Raw genomic sequence first — 18,462 nt, 5'->3', positions numbered from 1 at the left:
AGGCCATGGCCTCCCGTTTTGTTTGGGGTCGTCGTTATTGCTGTACTTCCGAGACGCCCTGTACCTTGACCTCTACCCGGCGATCCGGGGCCAGGCAGACGATCAGCTCGCGCTTGGATTTGCTGGTGCAGCTGTCGCCGGTGACGGGAGACTGCTTGCCACGCCCTTCCACATTGACCTTGCCGGCGGGCAGCCCCTTGCCAATCAGGTAATCGGCCACGGTCCGGGCACGCTGCTCGGACAACTTCTGGTTGTAGGCCTCGGAACCGATGCGGTCGGTATAGCCGATGACGGTGGCCGACCCGTCTTTAGGCCTTTCCTCTTCAATCTGGCTGTAGAGGGTATCCAGCGCCTGCCCGGCCTGGGGCTTGAGGGTGGCCTTGTTGAAGTCAAACAGCACGTCCGAGCTCAGGGTGAACTGCTTGTCGACCATCACGGGCTCGGGCGCGGGGGCGGGAGCTGCGACCGGCAGAGCCGGTGCAACCTGACCGAAGCGGTAGACGGCGGCCAGGGAGAGCAGGCCGTTGTCCATGCGCAGGCCGGTATCGTCACGGCTGCCATACGGGGTGCTGTACTGGTATTCGAGGCGGGCTGCCCAATCCAGGTTCAGGGCATACTCCGCACCGAGCGCGCCGACGAAGGTGAAGCGGCTGTCGTTTTCCAGCTGATCGCTGTCGGTCCAGCCATAGCCGCCCCCGACACGGCCGTAAAGGTCCAGATTGTCCGCAACCGGGAAGCCCAGTTTCAGCGTGAGCTGGGCCAGCTGGGCTTGCACGGAGTCATTGAAGGCCGCGCCATTGCGGGTGCCGCTGTACTTGAGCTTGCCAAGGTAGTCATAACCGAGTTCGACACCCAGATTCTGGTTGATCTGGTAACCGGCGAAGGCACCGGCGCCGACTTCATCGTCGTCTTTGTCGGTGATGGCGATGGCGTTGCTTTCATCGACACCGTAGAAGTTGGACCAACCCAGTTTGGCACCGCCATACCAGGTGTTGTCTTGTCCGGCTGCCTGGGCGTTGGCCGCAAGCAAGCCTGAAACCAGCAAGGTAATCAGTGTTTTGTTCATAGATGCCTCTGCAATCTTGTGTGTGGGGAGCGCGAATTCATGTCGCCTCGCCTCGTGGGTTGGGCCTGTGTTCGACCACAACACGTTTAAACGTAGCTCGCTTTTCTCGATCTACAAGCAACTGATATAAAACATATTGTGATATCCATCTGCATCATAGTGGAGACAGAAGACCGCCGGGGAACCGTGACTCGAATCTGTGATGGGTGTCATATGGGGTTGCTTGCCCTTGTCGGCAAGAGGGCCGGCGAAGCGCCGGCCCTGGCAGGATGGCCTCCGTTATCGAGGGAGGAATTCGTACTCCTGTTCGATGAAGGCGGCAGCCCGCTCGCTCAGGGCGGCGTGTACCACTGTGGTGGGGTGGACCTGGTCCCAAAACATCTTGCCTTCACAGTTCAGCTCGCCCGCACTGCGGCGCGCCATGGGCGTTGCGACGGCCTGAGCCAGCAGAGGGTTGCCGGCGATGGCAAGACGCTCCTCGGGATTGAAGGGGGCCAGTCGACTGTCGGTGGCGGCGCTGCGGGAGGCAAAGGGCTTCCACACATAGCCGCCGCCGTAGCAGGCGTTCTCGGTGTCGCTCAGGCCGAAGTTCTGCGGCTCGCGCAGCATCTCGGCAAACTGCTTGTCGATCTCGAACAATTTCACCATGCCGGTGGGGGCTAGCTGGCGTGCCAGGTTCAGCAGTAGCTGGTTGTGGTAGGCGGAGACATGGCTGGCTGCCTCGACCACCTTCTGGCTGCGGGCCGAGGGGTTCTGGCCCAGATCAGGCAGGTTGAACAGCAGAATCTGCCTCGCACCGTTCAATACCATGCGGTTGGCCGCATCGCTGATGGCATCGCGCACCCGCTTGGCATCCTGCTCGGTGTTCCAGCCATAGGCAAGGTAGTCGTTGGCACCGACCCAGAGGATCACCAGATCGTCGGGCTTGAAGCCATCCTTTTGCAGGAACTGGGTCACCTCGTAGTCCAGGTTGTTGATGACCTGATACTTGGGATTCCAGGAGATCTTGTTGTAGGCCACGGCAGTGGCGCCCCCTTCCGCCTCGTTGGCGATGGCGAGGCCCGGGAAGTGCTGGTTGAGCTGCTCCAGCCAGACCGGGCCGTTGGAGAAACGGCCCTGATGGTAGGGAGGGCTGGAGGGGAGGTAACCACGCATCTTGTCGTACATCTTGCCGGTGTCGGAGAGGCTGTCGCCAAACATCACGATGCGGGAGAAGGGGGGGCGCGTCTCGGCGGCATGGGCCGTGAGGGCGAAGAGTCCCAATAAACACAAAAGCCATTTTTTCATGTAGCTGTTCTCATGGATGGGGCAGGACGGGCCTGCGGACTGTTCCTCGATGGCGGCGGGCTGGGAACCCGCATGGCCAGACGAAAAGGTATCCATTCGAATACATTTTTGCAGCATGCCGTGGCCAGTTAATCGCTTGCGATCACATCACTCCTCCCTGAATGGGGAGGCTTCACGTTTGTTTCACGCGCCCCCGGGCAAGATGCCCTCATACCGCAAAGACAGGAGCATGAAATGAACAACGCAAAAGCAATCGCCCTGGTGGCCCTGATGTCCGTCTCTTCTTTCGCCATGGCGGCCTACACCGGCCCCAAGGAGCAGAACAAGGTATCGGTCGCCCAGTTGAAAGACGTGGCCGATGATCAGTGGGTGACCCTGGAAGGCAAGCTGGTCAAACACCTGGGTGGCGAAAACTACCTGTTCCGTGACGACAGCGGCGAGGTGGAAGTGGAGGTGGACGGTGACGTGTGGCGCGGTACCGAGGTGGGTCCTGACGATCTGATCCGCGTGCGCGGCGAGGTGGACCACAGCTGGAACAAGACCGAAGTCGAGGTGGAACACCTGGAGAAGGTGGGGGCAGCGCCCCTGAGCAAGGGCGGCTTCATCGCCAAGTAAGCTTTCAGGCCACAGTAAATGAGAAGGGCGCTCCGGGAGCGCCCTTCTTGCATGCCATCAGCCAGCCCGGCTTGCGACGGTTCGCTTGAACCCCTTCTCGGCCTGATTGACCTTGTAGAGATAGCGGCGAGCCTCTGCCTTGGGATGTTGTTCGGTCAGTACCTGATAGACGGCCTCGGGGGAGAGGCGGTTGATCATGCCGGGGGCCGCCTTGCGATCGTTGGAGAAGGTGTTGAGCACCCCTCCCGCACCACCGTTGTAGGCGGAGATCACCGCATAGCGGCGGGACTGGGGATCCTGGATATCCGCCAGATAGACGGTCTGCAGCAGGTGCAGGTAGGCGGTCCCCACATCGATGTTGTAGGCCGGATTGAACAGATCTTCCCTGGTCGGCTGGCCATCCTTGCCCTTGACCCTCACATAGACATCCCGCCCAGCGGTAGCCGGGATCACCTGCATCAGGCCATAGGCGTTGGCGTGGCTGACCGCATAGGGGTTGAAGCTGCTCTCGGTCTTGATCACCGCGTAGATGAGACTTTCGGCGACCCCGTACTTGCGGGAGGCGTCGCGGATGATGCTGGCGTATTTGTAGCCGCGCCTGTCTTCGTGGTTGGCCACCATGGGAATGTCGATGAAGAAGATGTTGCGGATCCCGAGAGTGCGCTTCTTCATCGCGTTGGCGATCAGATAGTCGGCATAACGCTCTGCACGCCAGCTGGAGCGGATCGCTTGTCCCTGGTTGTCCAGCACCTGGCCATAGAGGAAGGGCTCGCCACCTGGCATGATCTCACGGTCGGAATAGAGGTCGACCTCTGCCGGATCGTCCGGGGTTAGCAGGGTTTCGATGATGGCGCGGCGCAGGTGGGCGCGGGGATCCAGACCCGAGACGGTTTCCACCATGATGTGACCACTGGAGAAATCGATGTGGGCGCGGCTCTTGTACTGATCCGTGTATTTGACGTAGTCAAACTTGCCCGCGAACAGCGCCTCGCGCCCCCATATCTCGTTCACGTTATGGGAGAGCGCACTGATCATGTGTTCAAAACCGCGCACGTCCTTGCCGTTGACCAGATCATCATCGCCACTCCCGCTGGTCTGGGGTGTGGATGAACAGGCAGAGAGAAACAGCAGGGCGCACAGCAGCCCAAAAAAACGACCCATAAGATCCTCAAACCGGGCGGTGGGGCCGCCCGTCACTGACTGGCCTGAGCCAGGATTGGTGTCACCCTGCGGCATGTCGACGACTCAGGGGGACGCTGGCCCTTTGACTCGATTCCCGCTCACTGGCTGGGAGGGGTGTAACCGTCGATCTGGACTTCACCCGCGTCGAACAGATAGCTGACCATCTCTTTTTCCAGCAACTGGCGGTGCTCGAGATTCATCATGTTCAGCTTCTTCTCGTTGATCAGCATGACCTGCTTCTTCTGCCACTCGGTCCAGGCTTCCTTGCTGATGTTGTCGAAGATCCGCTTGCCGAGTTCACCGGGGTAGAGTTGGAAATCGAGACCCGGCGCTTCTTTCTTCAGGCGCAGGCAAAATACGGTACGGCTCATGTTGACCTCTGTGGTTGCAAGTCTGGTTGTAAGTCCGGGTAGGCGAGCAGACGGGCCGTGGCCGCCGCCAATCCCACCTCGGCAGGATGGCGTAAGTTATACCAGAGTCGGGTATCCGCTTCCATGAGCAGGGGGGCGGGCGGAACAGCTATTTCGATCAGCAAAGGGCGAATATCGAGGTGGAAGTGACTGAAAGTGTGACGAAATCCAGCGAGCTCCTGATAGGCGGCATCCTCCAGCCCCAACTCCCGCAGTCGTCCGGTCACCTCTGTGAGGGATTCCACCTGCGGGAAGCAGTAAAGCCCGCCCCAGATCCCTTGCGGCGGACGCTTCTCCAGCAGCAGCTGATCGCCGTGGCGGATGATCAGCATAATGCCGTTGCGTGCCGGAATGCTCTTCTTCGGCTTGCTGTGAGGGTAGGAGGTGGGGTTGCCCTGCGACAGCCCCTGGCAATCGGCCTGCACCGGGCAGCGCTCGCAGGCGGGCTTGCTGCGGGTGCAGACGGTGGCCCCCATGTCCATCATGGCCTGATTGTACTGGGCCACCCCGACGCGCGGGGTGAGGCGGGTCGCCAGCTCCCAGAGATCGTGCTCGACCTGCTTCTGGCCCGGCCAGCCCGCCAGCGCCAGCCAGCGGGTGAGTACCCGCTTCACGTTGCCATCCAGGATGGCGTGGGGCTGGCCCAGAGAGAGGGAGAGCACGGCCCCGGCGGTGGAGCGACCGATGCCGGGCAGGGCCATCACCTCTTCCAGTTGTTCCGGAAAGAGGCCGCCGTGCAGATCGCGGATCTGCTGGGCAGCCTTGTGCAGGTTGCGCGCGCGCGCGTAGTAGCCAAGCCCGGTCCAGTGATGCAGCACCTCGTCGATGGTGGCATTGGCCAGGGCCAGCACGTCGGGGAAGCGGGCCATGAACCGCTCGTAATAGGGGATGACAGTGGCAACCTGGGTCTGTTGCAGCATGATCTCGGAGACCCAGACCCGGTAGGGGGTTTTGTCCTGCTGCCAGGGCAGGGTCTTGCGGCCGTGGATCTGGTACCAGTCCAGAATGCGGGTGGCGAAGGTGGTGTTGTCTGAGTGGCTCACAGTGTGCTCATGTTCTGATGATAAGTCCGCCCGCCATCAGGAGGGCGATCCCCGACCCGGCGCATGGCAATGGTCGAGTGTAGGTTATTGATTAAAAAGGGGAGCTCTCGGGCTCCCTCTGAATGGGCAGTGACCCTCCCGGGGGAGGGCCACCGGATGCCGGCAGATCAGCCGCGCCAGTCTTGCAGCGCCTTGAGGCTGGCATACTGGCCGTCGACCTGCAGGACGATGTAGTCCTGGGCGATGGCTGCCAGGATGACGCCGGGGGCGATCTCATTGCCCTCGCGCCACTCCCGTCCATTGAGCACGACGGCCCGCTTGGCCGGGTCGGAGGAGTAGTTGTGGGCACCATAGGTCAGGGACGGCACCTGCTGTTTCAGGGCCGGGGCCAGGGCGCCGAGGGGGATGGCACTGGTCTGGACCTGAGCCTGGGGCGCACTCTCTTCCACCAGCGGCGTGTTGTTGAGGGCGGCCATCAGCCGTTCTGCCAGACTCTGTCCCCCTGGTTTGCGGTAGTCGCAGCCGGGCTTGCGGCAGGTCTTGGAGCGACCACTGGCTCCGGCAGGGGGGGCGGCAGCGGCCGGGTGATCATGGGCCTGGGTTCGACCCGCACGAAGGGAGGAGTCACCACTTCCTTCACTTCGACCTGCTGTTCCACGGGTTTGAGGTGATAGAGGTGCCAGCCATAGTTGGCGGCGGCGCCCATCACCAGGGCCAGGGGCACCAGGGCCCACCAGATCCAGCGGCGGTTGGGCTCCTCTTCCTGGCTCACGGGCAGACCCATGAGCGGCATATGGGGGGTGAACTGGGGCTGGTCGGCCCGGCGCAGGGCCTTGAGCAGGGTGGACATCAGGAGGCCTCCTCGACCATGGGATCCGTCTCATCATCCGCCACGCTGTCGAGATCGACCGGCGTGCTGGCTCGCAGGGATTCATCCTCCAGCCTGGGCATGGGTTCGCCGGAGGCCACATTCAGCCGCAGCAGGGTGTTGCTGCCGGCGATGCCGTCCGGGGTCAGTCCCTGCTCGCGCTGGAACTGTTGCAGCTTGTTCTTGAGGGTGGCATCAAAGCGGCTCACCTTGCGATCGGGTTGCTGCATGGCGCGGCTAAGGGCGTTGTCCAGCCACTGCACCTGGGCAGCCCCGGCATTGCTCGCTATCAGGGGCACGTTGCCCCTGGGCATGCGCCAGAGCAGGGTGTAGCTGCCGCCCCAGGCGTCGGAGAGCCACTGCCTGTCCACCTGCCAGCTCTGGTTGCCGATGAGCAGGGAAGCCTTGTCCGCCCCCAGGCTGACCAGGGTGGCGTAATAGAGGCCGCCGGTCTCGTCGGTGAGACTGATGAGGGCCGGGTATTGCAGCGCCTGCAATTGCGCCAGGGAGGCTTCTCCCTCCTGGCAGCGCAGGCCCGCACGGGGGGCATTGTCGCAGGTTGCCTCCTCCAGCTCGGCCTGGTAGCCCCATACCTTGTAGAGATTCTGCATGGCGACGTCCGGCTCTAGCGCCTGATTGATGGCGCGGGTCAGCTGGGCCTGCTGCTCTGGCGTGTCATCCACCTTGACCGGTACCTCGACCTTGACCAGGGGGCGGGCTGGGAAGAATCCGAAGAATTGCCAGCCCCACCAGCCGGCGGCGACCAGCAGGGCGCCCACCAGGGCGACCGTGAGGCCGGATTGCCAGCTCCCCTCGTCGCGAATACCGCTCACCTCATACGCGGACTGGCTGATGTCCCCGTGCACTATCTTGTGGCTGCCACGGGCAAAGGCGGCGATGAGGGCGCGGTCGCAGATGAGGTTGATGAGGCGGGGAATGCCCCCGGAGAGGCGATGCAGGGTCTGGATGGCCCTGGGGGTGAAGATGGGCTGGACGCAGCCTGCCACCTGCAACCGGAAGCGGACATAGGCATCCACATCCTGGCGCGACAGCGGCAGCAGGTGATAGCGGGCTGTGATCCGCTGCGCCAGCTGGCGCAGCAGGGGCTGGCGCAGCATCTGTTGCAGCTCGGGCTGGCCGATGAGCACCACCTGCAGCAGTTTCTTCTCGTCTGTCTCCAGATTGGTGAGCAGTCGCAACTGCTCCAGCACGCCGGGCAGCAGGTGCTGGGCTTCATCCACCAGCACCACGCTGCGCTTGCCTGCCGCCAGATTCGCCAGCAGATGATCCCGGATAAGGTCGAACAACTGCTTGAGGCTGGCCTCTTCGCCGTAGGGCAACTGGAATTCGTCGCAGATGGCGGCCAGCAGATCCCGCTCGGTCAGAGAGGGATTGAGGATGTAGGCGATCTCGGTGTCGGCGGGCAATTGCTGCAGCAGACAGCGGGAGACGGTGGTTTTCCCCGTACCCACTTCCCCGGTCAGCAACACGAAGCCGCCACCGTCCTGCAACCCGTAGTTGAGGTGGGCGAGGGCCTCCCCGTGACGCTCGCTCATATAGAGGTATTTGGGGTTGGGCGAGATGGAGAACGGGGGCTCCGACAGACCGAAGAACTGTGTGTACATAAGGATCCATTCCATTGTTATGGGCGGCAGGTTAAAGCCTCCCAAAAGGGATGTCAAAGACCCGGATACCATAAGGGGAGCTGGCTCGAACCACGGGCTGACTCACCCAGGACGATGGCGGGAAGTGGCCGCCCGGCCGAGTGATGGCGAGCCCGGTGCGGTGGGGGCACATCGTCTCTCTTGGCCAAAAGCGGTATCATCGGGGCAAGTTTATCGAGGGAGAGTGCGCGTGCAGATTTATCTGGTAGGAGGGGCGGTACGGGATCGCCTGTTGGGACTGCCCCAGGGTGACAGGGATCACCTGGTGGTCGGCGCCACGGTGGAACAGATGCTGGGTCTCGGATTCACCCAGGTGGGCCGAGACTTTCCGGTCTTTCTTCACCCCAAAACCCAGCAGGAGTACGCCCTGGCGCGCACCGAGCGCAAGCAGGGGCAGGGTTACACCGGCTTCGTCTGCCATGCCGCCCCCGAGGTGACGCTGGAGCAGGATCTGCTGCGCCGGGATCTCACCATTAACGCCATCGCCGAAGATGAGGACGGGCAACTGCACGATCCCTACGGCGGCGTACAGGATCTGGAGGCGCGGTTGCTGCGCCATGTCTCGCCGGCCTTTGCCGAGGATCCCCTGCGCATCCTGCGGGTGGCGCGCTTCGCCGCCCGTTTCCATGCCCAGGGGTTCGTGGTGGCCCCCGAGACGCTGGGGCTGATGCGCGAGATGACGGAGGCTGGAGAGCTGGCCCACCTGACCCCGGAGCGGGTCTGGAAGGAGCTGGAAAAAGTGCTGCTGGGGCCGACACCCCAGATCTTCTTCGAGGTGCTGCGCGAATGCGGCGCACTCAAGGCGCTCTTCCCCGAGCTCGATGCCCTGTTCGGTGTGCCGGCCCCTGCCAGATGGCACCCGGAGATCGACACCGGCATCCACACCATGATGGTGCTGGCGCAGGCATGTCGTCTCTCCCCCGAACTGACCGTGCGCTTCGCGTCCCTCTGCCACGACTTTGGCAAGGGGCTGACCCCGCCCGCCTTCTGGCCGAGCCATCATGGCCATGGCCAGAAGGGGTTGCCTCTCATTCGCGATTTTTGCGAGCGCTTCCGGGTGCCGAACGAGTGTCGCGATCTGGCACTGCTGGTGAGCGACCTGCACACCCATATCCACATTGCCTTCGAGCTCAAGCCCGCGACCCTGCTCAAGGTATTCGACAAGGCCGATGCCTGGCGCAGACCGGAGCGCTTTGCCCAGCTGCTCGATGCCTGTCGCGCCGACTTCCACGGTCGTACCGGCTTCGAAGAGAAGGTCTACAGTCAGCCGGACTATGTCGCTCAGGCCCTGGAGGCGGCGCAGGCTGTGCCGGTCAAGGAGATAGTGGCGGCCGGCTTCAAAGGGGAGGCAATCCGCGAGCAGCTTGCCAAGCGGCGGCTCGATGCCATCAGCCGGGTGCGCGACGAGTGGACCTTTATCGAGGAGTAAACGCTGCAGCCGATCGACGCTCAATCGACGGCGTGATATGGGCGAAGCATAAAAAAAGCCCGGGTCAATGACCCGGGCTTTTTGTCGTGCGGCGTGGGCTGCTCAGGAGAAGCAGGCCTGCAACACGTAGAAGATGGCGATGGCCAGGATGGCGCCCGCGGGCAGGGTGATGACCCAGGAGACCACGATGTTGCGCAGCACGCCCAGGTTCAGGGCCGCGATGCCCCGTGCCAGACCGACGCCCATGACGGCACCGACCAGGGTCTGGGTGGTGGAGATGGGCAGACCGGTGCCGGAAGCGATCACCACGGTGGCGGCGGTGGCCAGCTGGGCCGCGAAGCCACGGCTCGGGGTCAGGTGGGTGATGCCGGTGCCAACGGTCGCCATCACCTTCTCGCCCATAGTGGCCAGACCGATGACGATGCCGATGCCGCCAAGGGGCAGGATCCACCAGGCGATGTGGGAGCTGCCGCCGATCTCGCCGCCGGCCGCCACGATGGAGGCGACTGCAGAGAGCGGACCGATGGCGTTGGCCACGTCGTTGGAGCCATGGGCGAAGGCCATGGCGCAGGCGGTGATGATCATCAGGATGCCGAACACCTTCTCCACATTGGCGAAGTGCATCTTGCTGTCATCTTTCGGGTTGTACTGCTGGCCGCGGATATAGATCCAGCCGGCAAACGCCACCGCGATGGAGATGGCGACGGAGAGCAGCGCGCCTTCGCCATTGCTCAGGTGCAGACCGACGTGGGTCAGCCCCTTCTTGATGGTCACCAGGCAGATGACCAGGGACGTCAGGAACATGTAGAAGGGGACATAGCGCTTGGCGTTGTCTAGGGGATTGTCCGTGTTGAAGATGAGCTTCTGCACGCTGATGAACATGAAGTAGGCGATGATGCCCGAGATGGCCGGCGTGACTACCCAGGAGCCGACGATGCCGCCAAACTTGTTCCACTGTACCGCTTCCGGACCGATGCTCACCACGGCGAAGCCCACGATGGCGCCGATGATGGAGTGGGTGGTGGAGACGGGCCAGCCGAAATAGGAGGCCAGGATCAGCCACAGACCCGCAGCCAGCAGGGAGGCGATCATGCCGAGCACCAGCAGATCCGGCGTGTCGGCAAAGGCGTTGCTGTCGATGATGCCGCTGCGGATGGTTGCCGTCACTTCGCCACCGGCCAGATAGGCACCGGCAAATTCAAAGATCATGGCGATGATGATCGCCTGACGGATGGTCAGGGACTTGGTGCCGACCGATGTGCCCATTGCATTGGCGACGTCGTTCGCACCAATGCCCCAGGCCATCAAAAAGCCGAACAAGGCCGCCACGAGCACCAGGGTGGTGCCGTAATTCGCGATAATGTCCATTAGTAGTGTTTACCCAGTCAGTCGATTACGAACGAGCCAGCATCAATTCCAGACGGGCGCCAACGCGCTCTGCCTGATCAGCCAGGTCACCTACCCATTCGAGGATCTTGTAGAGGAACATAACGTCGATCGGATTGTATTTGTGCTCAACGGCTTGCAGCTGTTGGCGCAGTCCGATCTGCATGGTGTCAGTATCGTCCTCGATGAGATCCAGCTGGTGGATCATCTCGGCAACCATTTCAACTTCACGTCCTTTAAAGCCGGTTTCGAGCAGCTCATCGAGTTCTCCGATGGCTTTTTCGGCTTGGGCGGTCGCATCGATACAGCGTTTGAGATAGGCCATGAAATCGGCGCGCATCTCGGTGGGGAATTCCATCTTGCGGCCAAGCATGCGACCAGAAATATCCTTGGCACGGTTGGCAATCTTGTCCTGCTGGGTCAAGAGCTCCAGCAGATCGGTACGGGCGACCGGCAGGAACAGGCCGCGGGGGAGTTTCAAGCGGATTTCGCGCTTGAGGATGTCCGCTTCTTTTTCCAGCTGGGCGATCTGTTGCCGGATCTTCTCGGCATCTTCCCAGCGGTCTTCGGCAACGGCATCAAAGAAGGGAATGAGCTGTTCGCAGCACACGTGAACCTTGACGATATGCTTCTGCAGCGGCTTGATGGGGGACTTGGCAAAAAGACCCAAAATAGTATTTACTGGCATGGCCAAACCTGTGTCGGTGAAAAAACACTCGATACGATTTTATGAGGGGCGCATGGTAACCGAACTGTGCCATCAATAAAACCGTGAATTAATCGTGAACTGTCGCTGGCATTATATCCTCGCGACCCTGAACATGCCCCCCAAAGTTGCCCGCCAGCCCGGAATGACTATGCAAACTGAGATCGAGATAAAGTTTTTCGTCACCAGCAATATTCAAGAATCCCTCTCCAACATTCTGAATTCACTAGAGATTATCTCTTCCAATCAAGCCACTCTTGGCAACGTCTATTTCGACACGCCCGATCTGGGTTTGCGTGGGCTCGAGATGGGGTTGCGCATTCGTCGCAGCGATGATTTTTCCGAGCAGACCATCAAGTGCCGGGGGCAGGTCGTGGGCGGATTGCACGCCAGACCCGAGTACAACGCCCCGGTGGAGGGAACCATTCCGACCCTGTCAGCCTTTCCTGCCGATATCTGGCCGAGTCTGGTGGTGCGCGATGAACTCCAGAGCCGTCTGGTGGCCCAGTTCAGCACCGATTTCCTGCGCCGCCACTGGCTGATCGCATTCGGAGATGCCGAGATCGAGCTGGCCTGGGATCAGGGGGAGATTGCCGGTGCCCTGGGGCGTACCGGGATCGACGAGCTGGAGCTGGAGCTGAAATCCGGTGATGCCCGCGCCCTGTTCACCCTGGCGAGCAAGCTGGCGGCGCTGGGGGGATTGCGGCTGGGTGCCCAGTCCAAGGCGCAGCGCGGATACAGGCTGGCTGGGCTTGGCAAGCGACTGGCCGTGCAGCCCCTGCAAAGGATTGAGGGCAAAGATCAGAAGGCCAGCATTACCCTGGGTATGCAGCACTGGCAGTATCATGAGCAGCTCTGGCTCGAGAGTGACGATGCTGGCGAACAACAACGGGCGCTGCATGCCCTGCTCGAGGGGGTATCCCTGGTTGCTGAGGCGGCAGGCACGCTGACGGTGCCCCCCTCCTGGCTGGCCGACCTACAGGCGCAACAGCATCTGATGATGCAGGTGGCCGGGGATCGTGCATCACTGCATGCCCTGTTCCACCATGCCGACCTGGTGGGCCTGCAGCTGTCCATCGCGGCCTGGCTGCATCTGGGGGAGTGAATCTTAAGTGGTGCAGAGCGCAAAAAGGTGAGCCCGGGCTCACCTTTTTTATGGCAGTTGCACCTTGAACGGCGCTATCAGTTCACCACGGCCACGTTGATGGTGCCGTTGCCCTGGGTCATGCGGACCCGGGCGCCAGGCACAAAGGTGGGGCTGGCCTTTTGTACCACTACGATGGATTCGCCGTTCTCTTTCTTGATCTCGAGCTCGACCCCGTCAACCTGGTTGAGTTTGTCCCCTGCCGCCTTGCCGGCCGCCGCACCCGCGATGGCGCCACCGGCCGCCGCGATGTCACTGCCACGACCGCCGCCTATGGTGCTGCCGAGCAGGCCGCCGACCACGGCGCCGCCAATGGTGCCGATCAGGGAGTTCTCATCGGCCTGGATCTTGACGGGGCGGGTGGAGAGGATGGTGCCATAGCTGACGGTCTGTACCTGCTTGGCGCGATCCTTGGTGTAGACATCGCCGGAGTAGACGTCGCTGTTGGCACAGCCGGTGATGGCGGTGGTGGCCGCCAGCAGGGTGACGAGAGCAATACGTTTGAACATGATGGGCCTCCTGGGCGGGCATCGGATTAATCTGGTGATGAATTGCACTTTACGCCAACCAGATTGCGCATTAAACCCGCAAAGTGTAACCAATTATGTGGCCGGAAGGCTCCCGTGCCGGTGGTGGATGGTCAGGTCAGGGCTTTTTCCAGCAGCAGGCGATCCTCGCCTGGCCCGAAGTAGCCTCTCTCTTCTGCCAACTGCTGATAACCCAGCCTGAAGTAGAGGCGCTGGGCCGGATTGGCGGGATCAACGGTCAGTCTGACCCGCTCAACTTCCAGTTTCAGCAGTCCCTGCTCCACCTGCAATATCATTTGCTCGGCCAGGCCGAAGCCGCGCGCTTCGGGGCGCACCGCGAGGGAGAGCAGCCAGCCCTGCGACCGATCCTGACCAAGCCCGCCTAGGGCATAGCCCAGCAGCCGGCCTTCCCGCTCCGCGACGACCAGCAGTTCGGGCCACAGATCCATGGCCTGGCGAAAGAAGAAACCGGGGTAGACATCCTCGCCGAAGACATCGGCATCTATCTGCCAGATGGCGTGCATGTCGGTGTGGGTGGCAAGGCGCAATACGGGGGACGAGTGCATCGGGGCTCCTCTCATCGGGTCTCTGCTGCGGGGCAGCCAAAAAGGAGGCACAGGGTAGAAGGGGCGGGGAGTCGATGCAAGGGGGGCATTTGTGGCATGCCGCGGATAAAGAAACAGGGCCCGCAGGCCCTGTGTCATCAGAGGAGGCTGGTCGCCTGCTCCAGCCAGGCGAGATCCTCGCCCTCCAGCAGCGGGCTCAGACGGCGGTAGACCTCCGCATGGTATTCGTTGATCCAGCGGAACTCCGCCGGGCTCAGCAGGCTGCGATCGATGAGGCGGATGTCGAACGGCACATAGGTCAGTCGCTCGAAGCCCAGCATCGTCAGCTCGCCACGGGCCTCCTGTTCGGTCACCACCACCAGGTTTTCACAGCGGATGCCGAAGGCATCTTCCCGGTAGTAGCCCGGCTCGTTGGAGAGCACCATGCCCGGCTGCAGGGCCACCAGGCTGCCCTTGGGGGCGATGCGCTGCGGGCCTTCGTGCACGCTGAGGAAGTGGCCGACCCCGTGGCCGGTGCCATGGTCGTAGTTGTAGCCGGCTTGCCACAGGGGCATGCGGGCCAGCACGTCGAGCTGGATGCCGGCAGTGCCGCGGGGGAAGCGGGCCTGATCCAGGGCAATATGACCTTGCAGCACCCGGGTAAACATGGCCCTGTGCTCGTCGGTCACCTCACCCACCTTGACGGTGCGGGTGATGTCGGTGGTGCCGTCCAGGTACTGGGCGCCGGAGTCCACCAGATAGATGCTGTCCTGGCCGAAGGCGCGCGGGGTACCGTTGGTGTGGCGGTAGTGGCACATGGCGGCGTTGGGGCCGAGTGCCGAGATGGTGTCGAAGCTCGGCTCCACATAGTGCTCCTGCTCGTGGCGGAAGGCTTCCAGCTGGTCGGCCAGGGTGCCTTCGTCCACACCGTCGAACTCGCCGCTGGCGATCAGGCGATCCAGCCAGGCCAGGAAGCGGGTGACGGCAACGCCGTCGCGCAGGTGGGCGGCACGCATGCCGGCCAGCTCCACGGGGTTCTTGCACGCCTTGGGCAGCATGGTGGGATCCTGGCCGGCCACCAGAATGGCGCCCGCCTCTTCCATCACGAGCTGGGTCCAGGCGTTGGCGGTGTTGGGGTCGGCCAGCACCTTCTGCTGATCCTCGCCGATGCGCTGCAACACGTCACCCAGCTTGTCGATGGGGTAGACGGAGACATCCTGCCCCACGTGCTGGCTGAAGGCGAAGCAGTCGATCTTGTCGGTATCGACGAAGAAATCCATGGTGGTGTTGGCGTAGAGCACCGCAAAGCCCAGCACCACCGGCAGGCGTTCCACGTCGCGACCACGCAGGTTGAGCAGCCAGTTGATGGGCTCGGCCTGGGTCAGCAACACCGCATCCAGCCCGCGCTTGCGCAGGTCGCTGGCCAGCATTTCGCGCTTGGCCTGGCTGGACTGGCCCGCCAGCTCCTCGCTGTAGAGGATGACAGGGCTCTTGGTCGGAGCGGGACGATCGCTCCAGTGCAGATCGATGGGGTTCTCATCGATGCGCACCAGCTCGATGCCGCGCTCGGTCAGCACCGCCTTGGCGTTCTGATACCAGGCCAGGCTGTGCAGGCGGGCATCGAAACCGACCCGGGAGCCTGAGGGCAACTGCTCCGCCAGCCACTGCACGTGGGGGTCTTCATTGAGGTGGAGAAACTCGAACAGCTCGGCCGGCGCCTGCATGCGGGCCTGCACGGTATAACGACCGTCGATGAACAGGGCCGCCCGATGCGCCATGATGATGGCGAGCCCGGCGGAGCCGTTGAAACCCGTGATCCAGTCCAGCCGCTCGGCATAGGCGGGAATGTACTCCCCCAGATGCTCGTCGTCGTGGGGAACGATGAAGGCGTCCAGCTCCAGCGTGGCCAGTGTGGCCCTGACCTGGGCGACGCGGGTTTCAATAATCTCGAAATGGTTCATGTCGTTATTGCCAGCTTGTGGTGATGTGAGTGTTCATTGATGGTGGCCGCTTGCCAGGATCTGTCTGATCGACTGGCCTGCCGCCTCGATGTGTTGCTTGAGCAGTACCACTGCTTCGTGCTTGCGCCGGGCGCGGCACAGTTCAAGGAGTCGGGCGTGCTCCCGCTCGGCCTTGTCCACGCCGCCCTGGGCGAACAGCAGTTCGAAACGCACATAGCGGTCGCAGCTCAGATTGATCTGGGCGATCAGTTCCAGTGCCTGGGGGCGATTGGCTGCCTGGTAAAGGGTGGCGTGAAAGCGGTGATTCAACTCGGCCCAGTGTTCGATCTGGGTGCCAGACTCCAGCGCCAGATCAAACTGGGCGAGGATGGCTTGCGCCTGGGCGAAGGTCTCCTCCGTCATCAGGTCGACGGCGTGGAACAGGGTATCGGCTTCGAGCAGTGCCCGCAAATAAAAGAGCTCCTCGATGGCCGAGGCATCCAGCATGGTCACCACGGCGCCGCGATGGGCCTCGAACTTCACCAGCCCCTGAGCTTCCAGTTGCATCAGGGCTTCCCGCACCGGGATGCGGCTCACCGCCAGCTCCTTGGCGATGGCGTCCTGGCGCAGGGGGGCGCCCGCAGCAAACTCGCCACGCAATATCCGGCCGCGGAGGTTCTCCATCACCATCTGGGTTCGGGTCTTGTAAGGTGGGGTCATGCTGGGGTCACGGGCAGGTTGCAAAATTGTATATTGTATAAAGTTTGGCTGAATCTAACGCGCAAGGGCCGTCAAGGCAAGGCTTGGCGGGAGCCATATGCCGCGCATCGGCCAAAAAAATACCGGCCAGCAGGGCTGACCGGTACGGGATTGTGAGACGCGAGGCGCGTTTCTTACAACTGCGGGCCCGCCGCGACCAGGCGTTTGCCTTCGTCGTTGTCGGTGAAGCGCTCGAAGTTCTTGATGAAGCGCCCGGCCAGATCGGCCGCCTTGGCATCCCACTCGGCCTGGTCGGCGTAAGTGTCTCGCGGATCCAGGATGGCGGGGTTGACGCCCGGCAGCTCGGTCGGCACTTCCAGGTTGAACACCGGCAGTACCTTGGTCGGCGCCTTCTCGATGGAACCATCCAGGATGGCGTCGATGATGCCACGGGTATCCTTGATGGAGATCCGCTTGCCGGTGCCGTTCCAGCCGGTGTTGACCAGATAGGCTTCAGCCCCTGCCGCTTCCATCCGTTTCACCAGCTCCTGGCCGTACTTGGTCGGGTGCAGGCTGAGGAAAGCCGCGCCGAAGCAGGAGGAGAAGGTCGGGGTCGGCTCAGTGATGCCGCGCTCGGTACCGGCCAGCTTGGCGGTAAAGCCCGACAGGAAGTGGTACTTGGTCTGCTCCTTGGTCAGCTTGGCGACCGGGGGCAGCACACCGAAGGCGTCTGCGGTCAGGAAGATCACCTTGGTGGCGTGACCCGCCTTGGAGACCGGCTTGACGATGTTGTCGATGTGATAGATGGGGTAGGAGACCCGGGTATTCTCGGTGCGGGAACCGTCGTCGAAGTCGATGGTGCCATCGGCGGCCACGGTCACGTTCTCCAGCAGCGCATCGCGGCGGATGGCGTGGTAGATGTCCGGCTCGGCCTCTTCGGAGAGCTTGATGGTCTTGGCGTAGCAGCCCCCTTCGAAGTTGAACACGCCGTGATCATCCCAGCCGTGCTCGTCATCACCGATCAGCTGACGCTTGGGATCGGTGGAGAGAGTGGTCTTGCCGGTGCCGGAGAGGCCGAAGAAGATGGCCACGTCCCCATCCTTGCCCACGTTGGCGGAGCAGTGCATGGAGGCGATGCCGCGCAGGGGCAGGAAGTAGTTCATCATGGAGAACATGCCCTTCTTCATCTCGCCACCGTACCAGGTGCCGCCGATGAGTTGCATCTTCTCGGTCATGTTGAAGGCGACGAAGTTCTCGGAGTTGAGACCTTGCTCCTTCCAGTTCGGGTTGGTGCACTTGGCACCGTTCATCACCACGAAGTCCGGTTTGAAGGTCTTCAGCTCCTCTTCGCTCGGGCGGATGAACATGTTCTTCACGAAGTGCGCCTGCCAGGCCACCTCGGTGATGATGCGCACCGCCAGGCGGGTGTCCGGGTTGGCGCCGCAGAAGCCGTCCACCACGAACAGACGCTTGCCGGACAGCTGTTTGGTGACCAGCCCTTTCAGATGTGACCACACTTCCGGGGTAATCGCCTTGTTATCGTTTTTACCCTGGTCAGACCACCACACAGTATCCTGGGTAGTGGCATCTTTGACGATATATTTATCTTTAGGGGAGCGGCCGGTGAAGATGCCGGTGTTGACGTTGACGGCGCCAAGCTCGGTGACGACGCCACGTTCGAAGCCCTCAAGGTCTGAGCGGGTCTCTTCAGCGAAAAGCTGCTCATAGGAGGGGTTGCGAACGATTTCCTGGCTGTTTTTGATACCGTATTGGTCCAGCTTCAGTTGTTGGGCCAGGGTGGGTTCTACCACGATTGTCATTGTATTCTCCTGGGTTCAGAGGTGTGTAGGGTTCTATCTGACGTTCATGCTACCACCTAGGTGGTAGTTTTTAGCGATCGCCATCAAACTTTATAAAATAGGGTATTTTTTTGTTATTTAAGTTAAAGGCG

Annotated in this window: 16 protein-coding genes and 1 pseudogene; 3 read left to right on the top strand and 14 right to left on the bottom strand. The window is 62.1% G+C overall.

The window, feature by feature from the left end; translation table 11 throughout:
- Positions 1-34: 34 nt before the first annotated feature.
- The gene (gene ompA / locus C2U47_RS06480) at positions 35-1,066 is read right to left on the bottom strand and encodes a porin OmpA (protein ID WP_103261519.1); all 1,032 of its coding nucleotides are present in this window, start codon (positions 1,064-1,066) and stop codon (positions 35-37) included.
- Between the two features lie 279 nt (positions 1,067-1,345).
- Positions 1,346-2,353, bottom strand: a complete 1,008-nt coding sequence (locus C2U47_RS06475; protein WP_103261949.1) for an SGNH/GDSL hydrolase family protein — start codon at positions 2,351-2,353, stop codon at positions 1,346-1,348.
- Between the two features lie 234 nt (positions 2,354-2,587).
- Here C2U47_RS06475 and C2U47_RS06470 point away from each other — a divergent pair, with 234 nt between their 5' ends.
- A complete protein-coding gene (locus tag C2U47_RS06470) occupies positions 2,588-2,968 on the top strand; it encodes a YgiW/YdeI family stress tolerance OB fold protein (protein ID WP_039040598.1) in 381 nt (126 codons plus the stop codon).
- 57 nt (positions 2,969-3,025) lie between these two features.
- Here the strand turns inward: C2U47_RS06470 and mltC are convergent, their stop codons facing one another.
- From mltC to C2U47_RS06445, 5 genes and pseudogenes are all read right to left on the bottom strand, one after another.
- Complete coding sequence (gene mltC, locus C2U47_RS06465) at positions 3,026-4,129, bottom strand: membrane-bound lytic murein transglycosylase MltC (protein WP_010675743.1); 1,104 nt, start codon at positions 4,127-4,129, stop codon at positions 3,026-3,028.
- Positions 4,130-4,248: 119 nt separating this feature from the next.
- Positions 4,249-4,521 carry an oxidative damage protection protein gene (locus C2U47_RS06460; RefSeq protein WP_010675742.1) on the bottom strand — a complete coding sequence of 91 codons (273 nt, stop codon included), beginning with the start codon at positions 4,519-4,521 and terminating at the stop codon, positions 4,249-4,251.
- A complete protein-coding gene (gene mutY, locus C2U47_RS06455; RefSeq protein WP_103261518.1) occupies positions 4,518-5,603 on the bottom strand; it encodes an A/G-specific adenine glycosylase in 1,086 nt (361 codons plus the stop codon). Before mutY ends, C2U47_RS06460 begins: the two co-directional genes overlap by 4 nt.
- A 167-nt stretch (positions 5,604-5,770) precedes the next feature.
- A pseudogene (gene exeB / locus C2U47_RS06450) lies at positions 5,771-6,453 on the bottom strand (GspB family T2SS assembly factor variant ExeB).
- Positions 6,453-8,096 (bottom strand): ExeA family protein, encoded by a 1,644-nt coding sequence (locus C2U47_RS06445; protein ID WP_199766842.1) that lies wholly within the window; start codon positions 8,094-8,096, stop codon positions 6,453-6,455. Before C2U47_RS06445 ends, exeB begins: the two are co-directional and overlap by 1 nt.
- 229 nt (positions 8,097-8,325) lie before the next feature.
- Between C2U47_RS06445 and C2U47_RS06440 the strand changes: the two genes are divergently transcribed.
- Positions 8,326-9,564 (top strand): multifunctional CCA addition/repair protein, encoded by a 1,239-nt coding sequence (locus tag C2U47_RS06440; protein ID WP_052815540.1) that lies wholly within the window; start codon positions 8,326-8,328, stop codon positions 9,562-9,564.
- A 102-nt stretch (positions 9,565-9,666) separates the two neighbouring features.
- Here the strand turns inward: C2U47_RS06440 and C2U47_RS06435 are convergent, their stop codons facing one another.
- Together C2U47_RS06435 and C2U47_RS06430 are read right to left on the bottom strand one after the other, a co-directional pair.
- Positions 9,667-10,932, bottom strand: coding sequence for an inorganic phosphate transporter (locus C2U47_RS06435; RefSeq protein WP_039040595.1), 1,266 nt, complete (start codon positions 10,930-10,932; stop codon positions 9,667-9,669).
- 25 nt (positions 10,933-10,957) lie between these two features.
- Positions 10,958-11,638 (bottom strand): TIGR00153 family protein, encoded by a 681-nt coding sequence (locus C2U47_RS06430; protein ID WP_010675736.1) that lies wholly within the window; start codon positions 11,636-11,638, stop codon positions 10,958-10,960.
- A gap of 169 nt (positions 11,639-11,807) precedes the next feature.
- On the opposite strand from C2U47_RS06430, the gene C2U47_RS06425 reads away from it, so the two are divergent.
- The gene (locus C2U47_RS06425) at positions 11,808-12,761 is read left to right on the top strand and encodes a CYTH domain-containing protein (protein WP_103261517.1); all 954 of its coding nucleotides are present in this window, start codon (positions 11,808-11,810) and stop codon (positions 12,759-12,761) included.
- Positions 12,762-12,838: 77 nt separating this feature from the next.
- Here the strand turns inward: C2U47_RS06425 and C2U47_RS06420 are convergent, their stop codons facing one another.
- The 5 genes from C2U47_RS06420 to pckA all read right to left on the bottom strand — a co-directional run bounded on the left by C2U47_RS06420 (position 12,839) and on the right by pckA (position 18,331).
- The gene (locus C2U47_RS06420) at positions 12,839-13,309 is read right to left on the bottom strand and encodes a glycine zipper 2TM domain-containing protein (protein WP_010675734.1); all 471 of its coding nucleotides are present in this window, start codon (positions 13,307-13,309) and stop codon (positions 12,839-12,841) included.
- Between the two features lie 131 nt (positions 13,310-13,440).
- A complete protein-coding gene (locus C2U47_RS06415) occupies positions 13,441-13,893 on the bottom strand; it encodes a GNAT family N-acetyltransferase (protein ID WP_048208493.1) in 453 nt (150 codons plus the stop codon).
- A gap of 137 nt (positions 13,894-14,030) precedes the next feature.
- Positions 14,031-15,833 carry an aminopeptidase P family protein gene (locus C2U47_RS06410; protein ID WP_103261516.1) on the bottom strand — a complete coding sequence of 601 codons (1,803 nt, stop codon included), beginning with the start codon at positions 15,831-15,833 and terminating at the stop codon, positions 14,031-14,033.
- A 33-nt stretch (positions 15,834-15,866) separates the two neighbouring features.
- Positions 15,867-16,532, bottom strand: coding sequence for a GntR family transcriptional regulator (locus C2U47_RS06405; RefSeq protein ID WP_029314822.1), 666 nt, complete (start codon positions 16,530-16,532; stop codon positions 15,867-15,869).
- A 173-nt stretch (positions 16,533-16,705) separates the two neighbouring features.
- Positions 16,706-18,331 (bottom strand): phosphoenolpyruvate carboxykinase (ATP), encoded by a 1,626-nt coding sequence (gene pckA / locus C2U47_RS06400; protein WP_010675730.1) that lies wholly within the window; start codon positions 18,329-18,331, stop codon positions 16,706-16,708.
- Positions 18,332-18,462: the final 131 nt, after the last annotated feature.

The organism is Aeromonas sp. ASNIH7 (assembly GCF_002903485.1).
In the GTDB taxonomy this organism is placed as follows: Bacteria; Pseudomonadota; Gammaproteobacteria; order Enterobacterales; family Aeromonadaceae; genus Aeromonas; species Aeromonas caviae.
Note: the sequence above shows the minus strand (reverse complement) of the source record. Positions and strands in the feature narration are given on the sequence as shown.